The organism is Pseudomonas sp. Irchel 3A5 (genome assembly GCF_900187575.1).
Taxonomy (GTDB): domain Bacteria; phylum Pseudomonadota; class Gammaproteobacteria; order Pseudomonadales; family Pseudomonadaceae; genus Aquipseudomonas; species Aquipseudomonas folii.
Genome location: NZ_FYDU01000009.1, coordinates 53,620 through 68,749, shown reverse-complemented (window position 1 = coordinate 68,749; position 15,130 = coordinate 53,620). Strand labels below are relative to the sequence as shown.

Sequence of the window (15,130 nt, the reverse complement as noted above, 5' to 3'; positions counted from 1 at the left end):
AACCCGAGCCATGGACGCTTCAGTGCAAAACCTGATGAGCGCCATTTCCTATGTGGCGCAGAGCACTGATCAGGCCACTGACCTGGCCAGACTGACCCGTGAACAGGCCAGTCAGGGCTCGGAAACGCTGGTCCGGGCAGCCGAAGCCATGACCATGATTGGCAAGTCTGCTGAAGATATTCAGGACATCATTCAGGTCATCAGTGAAATCGCCAGCCAGACCAACATGCTCGCGTTCAACGCAGCCATCGAAGCTGCCAGAGCCGGTGAACATGGCCTGGGCTTCTCGGTGGTGGCTGATGAGGTGCGCAAGCTGGCCGAGAAGTCTTCGCTGGCCACCAAGGAAATCAACAAACTGATCCTGGAAACCGTCAGCCGCATTAAATCCGGCAGCGAGATTTCCTTGAGTGCCGGCAGCGCGTTCGAGCAGATCGTCAAAGGGGTCAACGAGACCACCGTTGCCATCGACAGCATCAATGCCGCAACCGCCAAGCAAATGGATTCGGCGGGTCAGGTAGAAACCCTCATTTTCGAATTGCACCAGACCAAGGTTGGCAATGAGCAGGGCGTTGTGAATACCAGTGCCCGTACCAGCAAGCCTTCCGGGCTGCCTGCATGAACACCTTGCGCGCCTATGGCGTGGTGCAGATAAACGGTGCGTTTCTGGGCATCGAAGCCACCTCGTTGATGGAGGCCGTTCATTGGCCGACCAATCTGCAACGCCATCCTGTCACGCGCGGTGTACTGGCCGGGGTCTTCACCTTAAGGGGCAGACCGGTTCCGTTGGTGGATCTACGATCTTTGCTCAGCGACGACATGCCAGAGCAAGCGCCAACCCCGCTGGTTGCCATTCTCAAGTACAACGGCGGCCTGTTGGGCGTTGCCATTGATGCCGTGTGCGACATCGTCAAGGCATCCGACGCTCAGCTCTGCCCATTGGGGCCGGGCGGCGAGGGCGGCGGGTTGATCCCCACGCTGATCATGACCGCTGATGACAGTCGCTTGATCTACATGCTGGATCTGGCGTTTCTGGCAAGCTTGCCCGGCGTGCTGTTCGCCGCGGACACGGCGGCGGGCCCGATCAGTCGCGATACGTTGCAAGCGAAAAGCCAGTTGCGTCATTACCTGGTGTTTGAGTGTGACGGGCAACATTTCAGCATTGATGCCAGCGTGGTCACCGAGTTGGTGGACAAGCCCCAGGTCGCGCCGACCGATTTTGGGAATGGCTATTGCCTGGGCGTAACCGTGATCCGTGATACTAAAATTCCGGTCCTGAGTTTGTCTCAGGTGTTGGGTTTCGACTGCAGTAACGCGCAAGCCAAGAGCCAGCTTTTGTTGCTGACGGCCACCGACGGCAGGGTGTCCGGTTTTGGTTACGACCGAATGGTTGCCATTGAGCGTCGGGACCCCCACAGCCTGCTGCCGATGCCTGCCTATGGCTTGCGCGAGCCGGAGCTGTTGGCTGGTGTAATGAACCTCGGTGAGGGATTGCAGGCTGTACTGATCAATCATCAGGCTCTGCTGGAGCGATCCGGAGTCAAGAACTACGCCGCGCTTTATCAGACTCAACCGCAATCATCAGAAAGCCGGGCGAGCAAGGCGAAAGCGGTCATGCGTCAGGCCTGTCTGTTATTCAAGTCGCCGACCCAGTTCGTCGCGCCGCTCAGTCAGGTACTGGAAATTCTTTCGATACCGACGCACATGATCGGCCTTGCTCAGCCGGAAAATCACTTGCTGGGGCAATTCAATCTGCGGGGCGAGCAGCTTCCACTGTTGTGTCTCAGCAGCCTGATCGAATCGCTGCCGCAACCCCATACGCCGCTGTCGCGCGTGCTGGTCGTCAGGGGAGAAACGCTGACGTTTGGCTTTGCAGTGTCCCAGGTGGAAGCCATTGATTCGTTTAACCAGTTTGACCCGACGATGCTCGCTCAGGGTTGGCAGACCAATGCGGGCAAAGTGGTGTCGGTCAATGATCGGGCGCGCTCGCTGGTGAGCATCGGCAGCGGCGCAAACAGCTGGCGGGCCACGTTGATGGACCTGCAGGGCATTGCCCGGCAACTGGAGGCAAGGCTGTTGCAACCTGCCAGTGCCGTGGCCTGACAGGCCATGTTGTCAGCCGGTGGTAATCGACAACGCCGCCAGTGCGCCGATCAACGCTGGTGGCATGACCAGAACTCCCAGCCGTAGAAAGCCCATCGCCGTGACGTTTTCACCTTCGCGGCGGATGGCGATCAGCCAGAGCAAGGTTGCCAGCGATCCGGTGATGGAGAGGTTGGGGCCCAGGTCGACGCCTATTACCAATGCACTGGTGGTTTCGGTGGGCAACTGGGCGATGTGGCCGACAGAGCCTGCAATCAGGCCGGCCGGCAGATTGTTGATCAGGTTGCTGGCAATCGCCACGATCACACCGGATGCCCACGTCGCCTGAGTGGCCGATTGGTCGGCCAGCGATTTCAGCGCGTGGGCCAGATGATCGATAACGCCGGTCAGTGCCAAACCCTCGACCAGCACGAACAAACCGGCCACCAGCGGCAAGACACTCCAGGAAACCGCCTTGAGCACCGGCAGCGGGTTAAGCCGCTGACGTATGTGGATCAGTGCAGCGGTAGCGATGCCTGCACAAAACGTCGGTAGCCCGAGTTGTACATCCAGCGCCGATGCACTCAGTAATACGATCCCCGTCAGCACAATTCCGAACGCCGTCAGACGTGCACCGCTGGAAAGCGGTTGCAGGGTGATGTCTGTTTCCAGAGGTTTGCGCAGGTGGGTACGTTGCGTGAGGCGCAGCACGAGATAGGTCAAGCCAATGGCCGCAATCGAAGGCAGGCTGAAGTGCCAGAGCCAGGTAGCCAACGGCGGCATGTTGCTGCCGAATATCACCAGGTTGGCCGGGTTTGAAATCGGCAGGACAAAACTGGCCGCGTTGGCGATGAAGGCGCAGATAAACAGATAGGGCAGGGGTTCGGCTTTGGCGGCGCGGGCTGCTGCGTAGACGGCGGGCGTCAGGACAACGGCGGTTGCGTCGTTGGACAGAAACACGGTGACCAAAGTGCCGACCAGAAACACCAGATCAAACAGTCGTTGTCCCGAGCCTTTCGCGTGTTTTGCGGCAAGCATGGCCAGCCAGTCGAACAGGCCTTGCTGTCGGGCCAACTCAGCCAGGACCATCATGCCGATCAGAAACAGGTAGACATCACCGCCTTCCGCCACCGCACCGAGCGCCTTGTGCAGTGGGATGAATCCCAACGCCGTGAGCAGCACCGCGGCCCCCATCGCCCAGACAAATTCCGGCACCCGCCACGGTCGTATGATGACGCCGCAGATGGCTAAGGCGGCGACAATCCAGATAACCATGGCGGGGTCGAATGCGGGCATTTGCGGTACTCAATAGGCAGGCAAATGTCAGACCGGTGACGATGGGGACAAGTTCGTCCACTGGCGCAGAATCAGGATGCGTTTTGATGTTGCTGAAACGCTGCGCTCGTTTGGCAAACATTGGATCTGTAGGAGTGAGCTTGCTCGCGATCACGTCAGGTCAGACGACATCTTCTTAACAGATCGACAGCTATCGCGAGCAAGCTCACTCCTACAGGGTCCTTGTTTCTACGCGACAGCGCGGCGTCTGGACAACGGAGGCGTCACAGGTTTTGTGCTTTGCCTGACAGAGGTCTATCAGGCAAATGTTTCATATCAGGCAGCCGTATCGAGATACTTGCCGACCGGCTTGTTGCCGCTGGTGTCGTAACGCTCGGTCAATGCTGCAACCATTCTGCTCAAGGCCTCAGAGGGCTTGTTTTCGGCGGTTGTGCCGTCGTTTGAGGTAGCGCCAAGGGCGCTGGTGAGTTCATCGGCGCTGATGCTGCCGTTGCCGTCAGCGTCCAGCGAGCTGAACAACTGATCGCTGGATTGCTGTGTCGAGGCCGGTGGAGCAGGGGGCTGTTGCGGTTGCAGGCTGGCGGTCAGTTCTTCAAGGCTGATGGTGCCGTCCTTGTTGGTGTCCAGTGCATCAAACACCTGGGCGCTGTCGGCGGTGCTGCCCGCGCTGCTCAAGCCGGCGGTCAGCTCGTCGCTGCTTACCGTACCGTCGCCGTCGGTGTCCAGCGCGCTGAGCACGTCCTCGGCGACATCGGTCGCAGGCTGGCCGCCTGGAGGCGGTGGCGGGGTGAGAGCTGCCAGTTCGTCGGCGTCGAGGCTGTCATCTTCGTTGCTGTCCAGACTGCTGAACGCTTCACTCAGCGTAACGGTAATGCCGTCCTTGCTGTCGGAGGACGAATTTGCGGCGCTCAGCTCATCTTTACTGACACTGCCGTCGCCATCGGTGTCCAGTTTGGCCAGCAATTGCTCCTGGAATTTCTTGCTCGCAGCGGTACTTGCGCTGGAGCTGGTGTAGCTCGAATAGCTGTTGTTACTAACGCCACTGATCATCAGGCTGACTCCCTCAGGTTGATTGATCCGGTGACGGTGCACCGGCTTGTCAAGCTTCCTGGGGGCAGGTGTCGAGGGTATGTGGGCTGTGTATCGGCGTCGTTACGTCGTCCGCTCAGAAGCGCGGCAAGACCAGCATTGCGGTCAGGCCGCCACCGGGGGTTTCGGCCAGTGACAAATCGCCGCCCATGCGCCGGGCGGCGTCGCGGGCGATGGTCATGCCCATACCGACGCCACCGGAGTTGCGGTTGCGCGAGCCCTCCAGACGGTAGAAGGGCTCAAACACGGCTTCATGGTGCTCGACGCTGATCCCGGGGCCGTGATCAATCACCATGACGCGCACGTGTTGCGCGTCATCGATAATCTCGACCCGCGCCTGACCGGCATAACGCAGCGCATTGTCGATCAGGTTATTGATGCACGAGCGCAGGGCCATGGGCTGGGTCTTCAGCGGCAGGCACTGGCCGATGGATTGCACGTCATCGCCATTGTCCTGAGCGTTTTCAGCCAGGGACTCAATCAAGGCCTGCAGATCGAACAACTGCACAATTTCACTGGTACGTTGCTCATTCAGGTAGGTCAGCGTGGCATCGAGCATGCCAATCATGTCGTTCAGATCCTGAGTCATCTGCCCGTGCAGTCTGGGTTCGTCGATTTGCTCGACCCGCAGTTTCAGGCGCGAAAGGGGCGTGCGCAGGTCATGGGAGACGGCTGCAAGCATGCGCCCGCGCTGTTGCACCTGCTCGCGGATGCGTTGCTGCATCAGGTTGAATGTCTGTGCGGCCTGCCGGGCTTCCAATGGACCTTTGACTTCCATGGGGGGGCTGTCGAGGTTTTCGCTGAGTCTTTCGGCGGCATTGCTCAGCCGTTGAATCGGTCGGCTCAATGCCTTCGCGCCGTACCAGGCAGCGATCACCAGAGTAATCAGCTGGAAGATCAGCGGCACGACAGGACCGCGGAAAAACGGTGGTCTGTGGCCAGGCGGCGGACCGTTCTCTGGACGCTGAAAAGCACGTCCTTCGATCTGCTGCCCTGACTCGGACATGGGTGGAGGCGGGGGTGGTGGAAACCCGTAGAACCTAAACCACATGAACGCCAGCAGGTGCGCGAGCAAAATAGCAATCAACGCGCCCCCAAACAGGCGGGCGAAGAGGGTGTCAGCGGAGCGGATCAACCAATATCCCTTGCGTCGAACAGGTAACCCTCACCGCGAACGGTTTTGATCAGCTGTGGATTTTTCGGGTCATCTCCCAGCTTCTGACGCAGGCGTGAGACCAGCAGGTCAATGCTGCGATCAAAGGCTTCTATGGAGCGACCGCGAGCGGCGTCCAGCAGTTGCTCACGGCTCAATACCCGACGCGGACGTTCCAGAAAAACACGCAACAGGCGGAATTCAGCGTTGGACAGTGGCACCACCAGACCATCGGCGGCGATCAACTGGCGCAGCACGCTGTTGAGGCGCCAGGCATCGAAACGTACGGTGGAGCGCTCATCGTTGCGATCATCACGCACGCGGCGCAACACGGTCTGGATACGGGCGACGAGTTCGCGAGGCTCGAAAGGTTTGGCCATGTAATCGTCGGCACCCAGCTCCAGACCAATGATCCGGTCGGTGGGTTCACAGCGGGCAGTGAGCATCAGAATCGGGATGTCCGAGGTGCTGCGCAGCCAGCGACACAGTGACAGGCCGTCTTCGCCGGGCAGCATGAGGTCGAGGACGATGACGTCGAAGTTTTCTTCTTCCAGCGCCTTGCGCATTTCAGTGCCGTCGGTCACGCCCCGGCACTGGATGTTGAAGCGTGCCAGGTAATCGCAGAGCAATTCGCGAATCGGTACATCGTCGTCGACGATCAGGGCGCGGGTGTTCCAGCGCGGGTCGCTGCTTTGTGGGATTTCAGCTGAAGTTTCGGTTGATTGCATGATGCGACCACTGCCTGGTGATGCCGCCATCACTGGCCGCTATTGAAGATCAACGCTACCCGCCATGCTACTTCGCCGGGGGGCGCGGCGAAAGGGTGGCGTGAGGGGGTGTCGGGGGCATGTCTGGAATGTATCGGCGTTGGTACAAAGGTTCGTGGCGTGGCTATGCTGGGTTAATTTTTCTGTGAGGGGTCATATCTGCCTGCACGCTTGCTCAGCCCTTGACCTTGTAGGACCGGCTTTAGCCGGGAGAGCAGTGTTTCTGGCGAAGAAAGATTTGTCGAATGTCCCGACGCCCTCCCGGCTGAAGCCGGTCCTGCGGGATACAAATAAAATGGGATACAAATAAAAAAGGGAAGCCAGACACTCGTCTGCTTCCCTTTTTTTCACCACGGTGAAGGCTTAGATCACCTGGATAATCGCCTTGCACACGGTATCGATGTTGCTCTGATTCAGCGCAGCAACGCAGATGCGGCCGGTGTCGAGGGCGTAGATGCCGAACTCGTTACGCAGGCGATGTACCTGCTCGGTGGTCAGGCCTGAGTAGGAGAACATACCGCTCTGACGACCCACGAAGCTGAAATCCTGGCCCGCAGGGTTGTTGGCAAGACGCTCGACCATCCCCTTGCGCATGCTCTTTATGCGTACGCGCATTTCGCCCAGCTCTTCTTCCCACTTGGCGCGCAGTTCAGGGTTGTTGAGTACCGCGGCAACGATGGTTGCGCCATGCGTCGGCGGGTTGGAGTAGTTGGTGCGGATCACGCGCTTGACCTGGGACAGGACGCGGGCGGTCTCTTCTTTCGAGTCAGTGATGATCGACAGCGCGCCGACACGTTCGCCGTACAGCGAGAAGGATTTGGAGAACGAGCTGGAAGCAAAGAACGTCAGGCCGGATTCAGCGAACAGACGAACTGCAACCGCATCTTCGTCAATACCGGTACCGAAGCCCTGATACGCCATGTCCAGAAACGGCACGTGGCCTTTGCTCTTGACCACTTCCAGCACTTTTTTCCAGTCGTCCAGCGTCAGGTCTACGCCGGTCGGGTTGTGGCAGCAGGCGTGCAGTACGACGATCGAGCCAGATGGCAGATTCTGCAGGTCTTCCAGCATGCCGGAACGGTTCACGTCATGGCTGGTCGCATCATAGTAGCGATAGTTCTGCACCGGGAAACCGGCAGTTTCAAACAGGGCGCGGTGGTTTTCCCAGCTTGGATCGCTGATGGCCACGACGGCATCGGGGCGCAGTTGCTTGAGGAAGTCAGCGCCGATCTTCAGTGCGCCGGTGCCACCCACGGCCTGAGTGGTCAGAACGCGGCCGGAAGCGATCAGCGGCGAATCGGCACCCAGCAGCAGTTTTTGTACGGCAAGGTCGTAAGCCGCGATGCCGTCGATCGGCAGGTAGCCACGAGGAGCGTGTTGAGCCACGCGAATATTCTCTGCTTCGGCAACGGCGCGCAGAAGGGGAATACGTCCTTCTTCGTTGCAATAGACGCCCACGCCAAGATTGACCTTGGTGGTGCGGGTATCGGCGTTGAATGCTTCGTTGAGGCCCAGGATAGGATCGCGTGGTGCCATTTCGACAGCGGAGAACAGGCTCATTTTTGTGGCGGCTCTGTGTGAGGGGTAAGGGGAAACCCGCTCTGAACCGAATGCGCCAGAGCGGTGCACAATCGGGGAGTCAGTATAGAGAGCATCGCGGACCGGGGCGACAGCCGGTGACGGGTTTTTTGTGGGTTTTTGCAGGTGTTTGTCCGCCTTTGGTCATATTGCCACCGGCATTCCGCATTGAGGCGCTTTAGTACCTGCCGATTCAGCAGGTTGAAAGTAGTGGGTTGAAAGCTGGCGATGGCGACTCCATCTGTAGTCTCATCACTTCATATTCTGTACGACTGATCCGCTAGCGGGTCAGACGCACGCCGTTCTTTGGTTTTCGCGTTGTCACTTGCGTGAGCCTGTATGCGCGTAAACCACCAAAGAGGTACGTCATGTCCGAGTTTCAGCTCGTAACCCGTTTTGAGCCTGCTGGTGATCAGCCAGAGGCTATTCGCCAGCTGGTCGAAGGGATCGATGCCGGGCTGGCGCACCAGACCTTGCTGGGTGTGACCGGCTCAGGCAAGACATTCAGCATCGCCAACGTGATCTCTCAGGTGCAGCGCCCTACCTTGGTGCTCGCGCCGAACAAGACCTTGGCCGCGCAGTTGTACGGTGAGTTCAAGGCCTTTTTCCCGAACAATGCCGTGGAGTATTTCGTCTCTTATTACGATTACTATCAGCCTGAGGCGTATGTGCCGTCGTCGGATACCTTCATTGAGAAGGATGCGTCGATCAACGACCACATCGAACAAATGCGTCTCTCCGCAACCAAGGCGCTGCTGGAGCGCAAGGACGCCATTATCGTCACCACGGTGTCCTGCATTTATGGTCTGGGCAGCCCGGAAACCTATCTGCGCATGGTGTTGCACGTGGATCGCGGCGACAAGCTCGATCAACGCGCCTTGCTGCGTCGCCTGGCTGACCTGCAATACACCCGCAATGACATGGATTTCGCCCGGGCCACGTTCCGGGTGCGCGGCGATGTGATCGATATCTATCCCGCCGAGTCGGATCTGGAAGCGATCCGCATCGAGTTGTTCGACGATGAGGTGGAGAGCATTTCGTCGTTCGACCCGCTGACCGGTGAGGTGATCCGCAAGCTGCCACGCTTTACCTTCTACCCCAAGAGCCACTACGTCACGCCACGGGAAACCCTGGTTGAAGCGATGGAGGGTATAAAGGTCGAGTTGCAGGAGCGTCTTGAGTACCTGCGCACCAACAACAAGCTGGTTGAAGCCCAGCGTCTTGAGCAGCGGACCCGTTTCGACCTGGAAATGATCCTGGAACTGGGTTACTGCAACGGCATTGAAAACTACTCGCGCTACCTGTCGGGGCGTCCTTCGGGCGCGCCGCCGCCCACGCTGTACGACTATCTGCCGCCTGATGCGCTGCTGGTCATCGACGAATCCCACGTCAGCGTGCCGCAGGTCGGTGCCATGTATAAAGGCGACCGCTCACGTAAGGAAACCCTGGTGGAATATGGGTTCCGTCTGCCATCGGCACTGGATAACCGGCCGATGCGATTTGACGAGTGGGAAGCGGTCAGTCCGCAGACGATCTTTGTCTCGGCAACACCGGGCAACTACGAGGCCGAACACGCCGGTCGTATCGTCGAACAGGTTGTGCGGCCAACCGGGCTGGTAGACCCGCAAATCGAGATTCGTCCGGCGCTGACCCAGGTGGATGATCTGCTATCGGAGATTACCAAGCGCGTTGCGCTGGAGGAGCGGGTGCTGGTCACTACGCTGACCAAGCGTATGTCCGAAGACCTGACCGATTACCTGGCAGACCACGGCGTGCGGGTGCGTTATCTGCACTCGGACATCGATACGGTGGAGCGGGTGGAGATTATCCGCGATCTGCGTTTGGGGACTTTCGATGTATTGGTGGGGATCAACCTGCTGCGCGAAGGCCTGGATATGCCAGAAGTGTCGTTGGTGGCGATTCTCGATGCGGACAAAGAAGGCTTCCTGCGTTCCGAGCGCTCACTGATCCAGACCATTGGTCGTGCGGCCCGTAACCTCAATGGGCGGGCGATTCTGTACGCGGATCGCATCACCGGCTCCATGGAGCGTGCCATCGGCGAAACCGAGCGGCGTCGCGACAAGCAGATCGCGTTCAACCTGGCCAATGGCATCACGCCAAAAGGCGTGTTCAAGGATGTGGCCGACATCATGGAAGGCGCCACCGTGCCGGGCTCGCGCAGCAAAAAGCGCAAAGGCATGGCCAAGGCGGCGGAAGAAAGCGCCAAGTACGAAAACGAGCTGCGCTCACCGAGCGAGATCACCAAGCGTATTCGGCAACTGGAAGAGAAAATGTACCAGTTGGCCCGCGATCTGGAGTTCGAAGCTGCAGCGCAGATGCGCGACGAAATCGGCAAGCTGCGGGAGCGGTTGCTGACGGTTTAGCGATTCGACCTGTTGAAGCCGGGATCATGTGGGAGAAGCTGACGTGGGACCGGCTTTAGCCGGGAAGGCGTTATTTCAGACGACCCGTTTTCAGCGCCTGTACTGGCCTCTTCCCGGTTAAAGCCGGTCCCACGACATCGCCCGGCGCAAGCTCGGCTCCCACAGTATCCTCGGCGCCTGTTAATATTCACGGCTTGTTTGACCTATTTCGGGATTTTTCATGACCACCGTTCGTACCCGCATCGCGCCTTCGCCCACTGGCGACCCTCACGTTGGCACGGCTTATATCGCCCTTTTCAACTATTGCTTTGCCAAGCAGCACGGCGGTGAGTTCATCCTGCGTATCGAGGATACCGATCAACTGCGTTCGACCCGCGAGTCGGAACAGCAGATCTTCGACGCGCTGCGCTGGCTGGGTATTGAATGGAGTGAAGGCCCGGATGTCGGTGGTCCGCATGGTCCATATCGGCAGAGCGAGCGGGGCGACATCTACCAGAAGTACGCGCAACAGCTGGTAGAGCTGGGTCACGCTTTCCCGTGTTTCTGCACCGCAGAAGAGCTCGATCAAATGCGTGCCGAGCAAACCGCTCGTGGCGAAACGCCGCGCTATGACGGCCGCGCCTTGTTGCTATCCAAAGAAGAAGTAGCCCGTCGTCTGGCGGCCGGCGAACCTCACGTGATCCGCATGAAAGTGCCGACCGAGGGCGTTTGCGTCGTGCCGGACATGCTGCGTGGCGAGGTCGAGATCCCATGGGATCGCATGGACATGCAAGTGTTGATGAAGACCGATGGCCTGCCGACATACTTCCTGGCCAACGTCGTCGATGACCACCTGATGGGCATCACCCACGTGCTGCGCGGTGAAGAGTGGCTGCCGTCGGCACCCAAGCTGATCCTGCTTTATGAATACTTTGGCTGGGACAAGCCTCAGCTGTGCTACATGCCGCTGCTGCGTAACCCGGACAAGAGCAAGCTGTCCAAGCGCAAGAACCCGACGTCGGTCACTTTCTACGAGCGCATGGGTTTCATGCCTGAAGCAATGCTCAACTACCTGGGCCGTATGGGCTGGTCGATGCCTGATGAGCGCGAGAAGTTTTCCCTGGAGGAAATGGTCGAGCATTTCGATCTGTCGCGGGTTTCTCTGGGCGGCCCGATCTTCGATATCGAGAAGCTTTCATGGCTCAATGGTCAGTGGCTGCGCGAACTTCCGGTAGAAGAGTTCGCTTCGCGCCTTCAGCACTGGGCGTTGAACCCTGAATACATGATGAAGATCGCTCCGCACGTGCAGGGCAGGGTGGAGACCTTCAGTCAGGTTGCGCCGCTGGCCGGTTTCTTCTTCGCCGGTGGCGTCACGCCGGATGCCAAACTGTTCGAGCACAAGAAGCTGTCTGCTGACCAGGTGCGTCAGGTCATGCAGTTGATCCTGTGGAAACTGGAGTCCCTGCGTCAGTGGGAGAAGGACCGGATCATGGGCAGCATACAGGCAGTCGTCGAGCATCTGGAGCTCAAGCTGCGTGATGCCATGCCGCTGATGTTTGCCGCGATTACCGGGCAAGCCAATTCCGTCTCGGTGACGGACGCGATGGAAATCCTGGGCCCGGACCTGACCCGCTTCCGCCTGCGTCAGGCCCTTGATCTGCTGGGTGGCGTTTCGAAGAAAGAAAACAAGGAATGGGAAAAGCTTCTGGGTGCGATCGCCTGAGGCAATGCCTGCGCCTGTCAGTCCCCCGGTTTTCCGGGGGCTGAATGGTAAGTGGTTGTATTACCGACAAAAAACTTTCGAAATTGTAAAAAATAAATTTGACAGCTCTGCGACTCACGCTTAACATGCGCCCCGTCCACTGATGTGGGGCTTTAGCTCAGCTGGGAGAGCGCCTGCATGGCATGCAGGAGGTCAGCGGTTCGATCCCGCTAAGCTCCACCAAATTTAGAGTTTCAAAGCTCGGCTACACTGCTTTGAAACGATGCAAGATGACCGGATCCAGCGTCGATCATCAGCATCAAGAAGGTTTTGTCCCCTTCGTCTAGTGGCCTAGGACACCGCCCTTTCACGGCGGTAACAGGGGTTCGAGTCCCCTAGGGGACGCCATTTTAAAATGCATCATTTGAAAGTGATGTGAGCCGCGAGGCGATAAATCCGGGGCTTTAGCTCAGCTGGGAGAGCGCCTGCATGGCATGCAGGAGGTCAGCGGTTCGATCCCGCTAAGCTCCACCAATTTGCCAGGGTCCGTTTTTAAAGCGAACCTGCTCGAAGGTTTTGCGTCCCCTTCGTCTAGTGGCCTAGGACACCGCCCTTTCACGGCGGTAACAGGGGTTCGAGTCCCCTAGGGGACGCCACGATTTCTCGCTCTGCGAGACCAAGGGTCATTCGATTATTGAATGGCCCTTTTGTTTTTCTGGCGTTTGATAAAGCGCCTTCCCTCCAGATACGTCTTAGTCCCCCCGGTTTTCTATAGGAGCTCACGAGCACCGCGCTGTCGCGCAGCAAACGGGGCCCTTTAGGAGCGCGCTTGCCCGCGAGACGGTCTGTCAGTTGACGGGTAATCGTCTGTGCTGACGCTATCGCGGGCAAGCGCGCTCCTACAGTTCAAAAAGCATTCCAATCAGATGGTTAAACGATGTCGGCCAGCCCGATACTCCGCTGTCACAGCCTCGCGGTGCTACGCGCCAGCAGCATTCGCCCACTCTCTTCGTCGCTTTGGTTACACTCACTCGCATCTACAACCAGCAACGCAGGAGCAAGCATGGTCTGGGATCTGCCAACGCCTTTTGTGATCGACCTCAATGTGGCCGCCGATGACATCGACGGGTTGGGGCATGCCAATAACGCGGTCTACGTGACATGGCTGGAGCGCTGCGCCTGGCGCCATTCACAGCAGTTGGGTCTGGATCTGAGCGAGTACCGACGTCTGGACCGGGCCATGGCGGTGGTTCGGCATGAGATCGATTATCTGGCCAGTGCCTATCAGGACGATGAACTGGAGTTGGCAACCTGGATTGTCGATTGGGACAAACGCCTGAAAATGACTCGACGTTTTCAGCTACGCCGTCCCCGCGATGGCATGACGTTGCTGCGCGCGCAGACCACCTTTGTCTGTATCGAACTGTCCAGCGGCAAGCCTAAACGCATGCCCGCAGAGTTCATTGAGGGGTATGGCGTCGCCATGGCTAATCCTCTGGTTTCAAATACCGGCAGCGCGCCGTAAACTGCCGGACTTTTTTTCGAGTGTGATCCATGCAAATTGCTCTGGCGCCCATGGAGGGACTGGTTGACGACATCCTGCGCGATGCCCTGACAAAAGTCGGCGGGATCGACTGGTGCGTGACCGAATTCATTCGGGTGTCCGAGCGTTTAATGCCGGCTCATTACTTCTACAAGTACGCGTCCGAGTTTCACAAAGGCGCGAAAACCGATGCCGGAACCCCTTTGCGTCTGCAGTTGCTGGGCTCCGATCCAGTCTGTCTGGCGGAAAACGCTGCGTTTGCCTGTGAGTTGGGCGCGCCGGTTCTGGACCTGAACTTCGGATGCCCGGCCAAGACCGTCAACCGTTCCCGGGGAGGCGCAATTCTGCTCAAAGAGCCTGAGTTGCTGTACTCCATCGTCAATCAGGTGCGCAGCGCGGTGCCCAGAGAGATTCCGGTCACCGCCAAAATGCGCCTGGGTTACGAAAACACCGACGGTGCTCTGGATTGCGCCCGGGCGCTGGCTGACGGTGGGGCGGAGCAGATCGTCGTACATGCCCGCACCAAGGTTGACGGCTACAAGCCGCCTGCCCACTGGGAATGGATTGCGCGAATTCAGGAAGTGGTCAAGGTGCCGGTAGTCGCCAACGGGGAAATCTGGACCGTGGACGACTGGCTTCGCTGCCGGGAAATCTGCGGCGCTCGGGACATCATGATCGGTCGCGGGCTGGTGGCACGTCCGGATCTCGCCCGACAGATTGCCGCCGCGCAGAAAGGCGAAGAAGTGATGCCAATGACCTGGGCCGAGCTGCAGCCGATGTTGCGGACCTTCTGGCTACAGTGTCTGGAGAAAATGACCCTGATCCAGGCGCCTGGCCGTCTCAAACAGTGGCTAGTGCTTTTGACTAAAAGTTACCCTGAGGCGACGCAGATGTTTGATGCGCTGCGTCGCGAAACCGACTGTCAGCGGATCAGTGTTTTGCTCGGTGTCAGTGCCGACGAACGGTCATAAAAAATTTGAAAATAAACTCTTGAAAAGCTTTTGGTCGACCCTAGTTTAGGGACTACGCGATGCCGAATTCGGGTCGCGGATTAAACCACTCGCTGTTTACAGGAGATTTATCATGACTACTGCATTTTCTCTGGCCCCTCTGTTCCGTAGCTCTGTGGGCTTTGATCGTTTCAACGACCTGTTCGAGGCTGCTGCCCGCAATGAATCCGCTGGCGGCTACCCTCCTTACAACGTCGAGAAGCATGCGGATGACCAATACCGCATTGTGATCGCGGCCGCAGGTTTCGTTGAAGAAGACCTTGAGCTTCAGGTCGAGAAGGGCGTGCTGACTGTTTCGGGCGGCAAGCGTGAAAATACTGCTGAGGGCGTGACTTACCTGCATCAGGGTATTGCTCAGCGGGCTTTCAAATTGTCGTTCCGGTTGGCTGATCACATCGAAGTGCAGAACGCTGGCTTGTCCAACGGCTTGCTGAACATTGATCTGCTGCGTCTGGTGCCTGAAGAGGCCAAAGCCAAGCGCATCCCGATCAACGCGCAGAAAGTCCTGAACAGCTGATTGTTCAGTTGCCAGCAAAAGAAGGCGCCGTTA

12 protein-coding genes and 4 tRNA genes are annotated in these 15,130 nt (G+C 58.5%); 11 read left to right on the top strand and 5 right to left on the bottom strand.

The window, feature by feature from the left end:
* Positions 1-10 precede the first annotated feature (10 nt).
* Both CKW31_RS30395 and CKW31_RS16425 read left to right on the top strand, forming a co-directional pair.
* Positions 11-619 carry a methyl-accepting chemotaxis protein gene (locus CKW31_RS30395; protein ID WP_371856760.1) on the top strand — a complete coding sequence of 203 codons (609 nt, stop codon included), beginning with the start codon at positions 11-13 and terminating at the stop codon, positions 617-619.
* The gene (locus CKW31_RS16425; protein ID WP_095097068.1) at positions 616-2,100 is read left to right on the top strand and encodes a chemotaxis protein CheW; all 1,485 of its coding nucleotides are present in this window, start codon (positions 616-618) and stop codon (positions 2,098-2,100) included. The genes CKW31_RS30395 and CKW31_RS16425 overlap by 4 nt, the downstream gene beginning before the upstream one ends.
* Positions 2,101-2,112: 12 nt before the next feature.
* Here the strand turns inward: CKW31_RS16425 and CKW31_RS16420 are convergent, their stop codons facing one another.
* The 5 genes from CKW31_RS16420 to CKW31_RS16400 all read right to left on the bottom strand — a co-directional run bounded on the left by CKW31_RS16420 (position 2,113) and on the right by CKW31_RS16400 (position 7,944).
* Positions 2,113-3,375 carry an arsenic transporter gene (locus CKW31_RS16420; RefSeq protein WP_095097065.1) on the bottom strand — a complete coding sequence of 421 codons (1,263 nt, stop codon included), beginning with the start codon at positions 3,373-3,375 and terminating at the stop codon, positions 2,113-2,115.
* A gap of 315 nt (positions 3,376-3,690) precedes the next feature.
* The gene (gene xopAW, locus CKW31_RS16415) at positions 3,691-4,425 is read right to left on the bottom strand and encodes a XopAW family type III secretion system calcium-binding effector (protein WP_095097062.1); all 735 of its coding nucleotides are present in this window, start codon (positions 4,423-4,425) and stop codon (positions 3,691-3,693) included.
* Between the two features lie 115 nt (positions 4,426-4,540).
* Positions 4,541-5,599: a HAMP domain-containing sensor histidine kinase gene (locus CKW31_RS16410; RefSeq protein WP_095097059.1), complete on the bottom strand. Its 1,059-nt coding sequence runs from the start codon at positions 5,597-5,599 to the stop codon at positions 4,541-4,543.
* Entirely contained in the window at positions 5,596-6,345 is a 750-nt protein-coding gene (locus CKW31_RS16405; RefSeq protein ID WP_095097562.1) for a response regulator, read from the bottom strand. The genes CKW31_RS16410 and CKW31_RS16405 overlap by 4 nt, the downstream gene beginning before the upstream one ends.
* 402 nt (positions 6,346-6,747) lie before the next feature.
* Positions 6,748-7,944, bottom strand: a complete 1,197-nt coding sequence (locus CKW31_RS16400; protein WP_095097056.1) for an amino acid aminotransferase — start codon at positions 7,942-7,944, stop codon at positions 6,748-6,750.
* A gap of 386 nt (positions 7,945-8,330) precedes the next feature.
* Between CKW31_RS16400 and uvrB the strand changes: the two genes are divergently transcribed.
* The 9 genes from uvrB (at position 8,331) to CKW31_RS16355 (ending at position 15,097) form a co-directional block, all read left to right on the top strand.
* Entirely contained in the window at positions 8,331-10,346 is a 2,016-nt protein-coding gene (gene uvrB, locus CKW31_RS16395) for an excinuclease ABC subunit UvrB (RefSeq protein ID WP_095097053.1), read from the top strand.
* A gap of 220 nt (positions 10,347-10,566) precedes the next feature.
* On the top strand, positions 10,567-12,048 hold the full coding sequence (gene gltX / locus CKW31_RS16390; protein WP_095097050.1) for a glutamate--tRNA ligase: 1,482 nt from the start codon (positions 10,567-10,569) through the stop codon (positions 12,046-12,048).
* Between the two features lie 146 nt (positions 12,049-12,194).
* Positions 12,195-12,270: transfer RNA gene (locus CKW31_RS16385), tRNA-Ala, on the top strand.
* Between the two features lie 89 nt (positions 12,271-12,359).
* A tRNA-Glu gene (locus tag CKW31_RS16380) sits at positions 12,360-12,435 on the top strand.
* Between the two features lie 50 nt (positions 12,436-12,485).
* A tRNA-Ala gene (locus CKW31_RS16375) sits at positions 12,486-12,561 on the top strand.
* A 46-nt stretch (positions 12,562-12,607) separates the two neighbouring features.
* Positions 12,608-12,683 (top strand) — tRNA-Glu (locus CKW31_RS16370).
* Positions 12,684-13,090: 407 nt separating this feature from the next.
* The gene (locus CKW31_RS16365; RefSeq protein ID WP_095097047.1) at positions 13,091-13,552 is read left to right on the top strand and encodes a thioesterase family protein; all 462 of its coding nucleotides are present in this window, start codon (positions 13,091-13,093) and stop codon (positions 13,550-13,552) included.
* Between the two features lie 29 nt (positions 13,553-13,581).
* Entirely contained in the window at positions 13,582-14,541 is a 960-nt protein-coding gene (locus tag CKW31_RS16360; protein WP_095097044.1) for a tRNA-dihydrouridine synthase, read from the top strand.
* A gap of 112 nt (positions 14,542-14,653) precedes the next feature.
* On the top strand, positions 14,654-15,097 hold the full coding sequence (locus CKW31_RS16355; protein ID WP_027900866.1) for an Hsp20 family protein: 444 nt from the start codon (positions 14,654-14,656) through the stop codon (positions 15,095-15,097).
* The last annotated feature ends 33 nt before the right edge of the window (positions 15,098-15,130 follow it).

Coding starts and splice junctions, on each gene's coding strand:
- CKW31_RS30395 (WP_371856760.1), top strand. CDS start 11: ATGGACGCTTCAGTGCAAAACCTGATGAGCGCCATTTCCTATGTGGCG.
- CKW31_RS16425 (WP_095097068.1), top strand. CDS start 616: ATGAACACCTTGCGCGCCTATGGCGTGGTGCAGATAAACGGTGCGTTT.
- CKW31_RS16420 (WP_095097065.1), bottom strand. CDS start 3,375: ATGCCCGCATTCGACCCCGCCATGGTTATCTGGATTGTCGCCGCCTTA.
- xopAW (WP_095097062.1), bottom strand. CDS start 4,425: ATGATCAGTGGCGTTAGTAACAACAGCTATTCGAGCTACACCAGCTCC.
- CKW31_RS16405 (WP_095097562.1), bottom strand. CDS start 6,345: ATGCAATCAACCGAAACTTCAGCTGAAATCCCACAAAGCAGCGACCCG.
- CKW31_RS16400 (WP_095097056.1), bottom strand. CDS start 7,944: ATGAGCCTGTTCTCCGCTGTCGAAATGGCACCACGCGATCCTATCCTG.
- uvrB (WP_095097053.1), top strand. CDS start 8,331: ATGTCCGAGTTTCAGCTCGTAACCCGTTTTGAGCCTGCTGGTGATCAG.
- gltX (WP_095097050.1), top strand. CDS start 10,567: ATGACCACCGTTCGTACCCGCATCGCGCCTTCGCCCACTGGCGACCCT.
- CKW31_RS16365 (WP_095097047.1), top strand. CDS start 13,091: ATGGTCTGGGATCTGCCAACGCCTTTTGTGATCGACCTCAATGTGGCC.
- CKW31_RS16360 (WP_095097044.1), top strand. CDS start 13,582: ATGCAAATTGCTCTGGCGCCCATGGAGGGACTGGTTGACGACATCCTG.
- CKW31_RS16355 (WP_027900866.1), top strand. CDS start 14,654: ATGACTACTGCATTTTCTCTGGCCCCTCTGTTCCGTAGCTCTGTGGGC.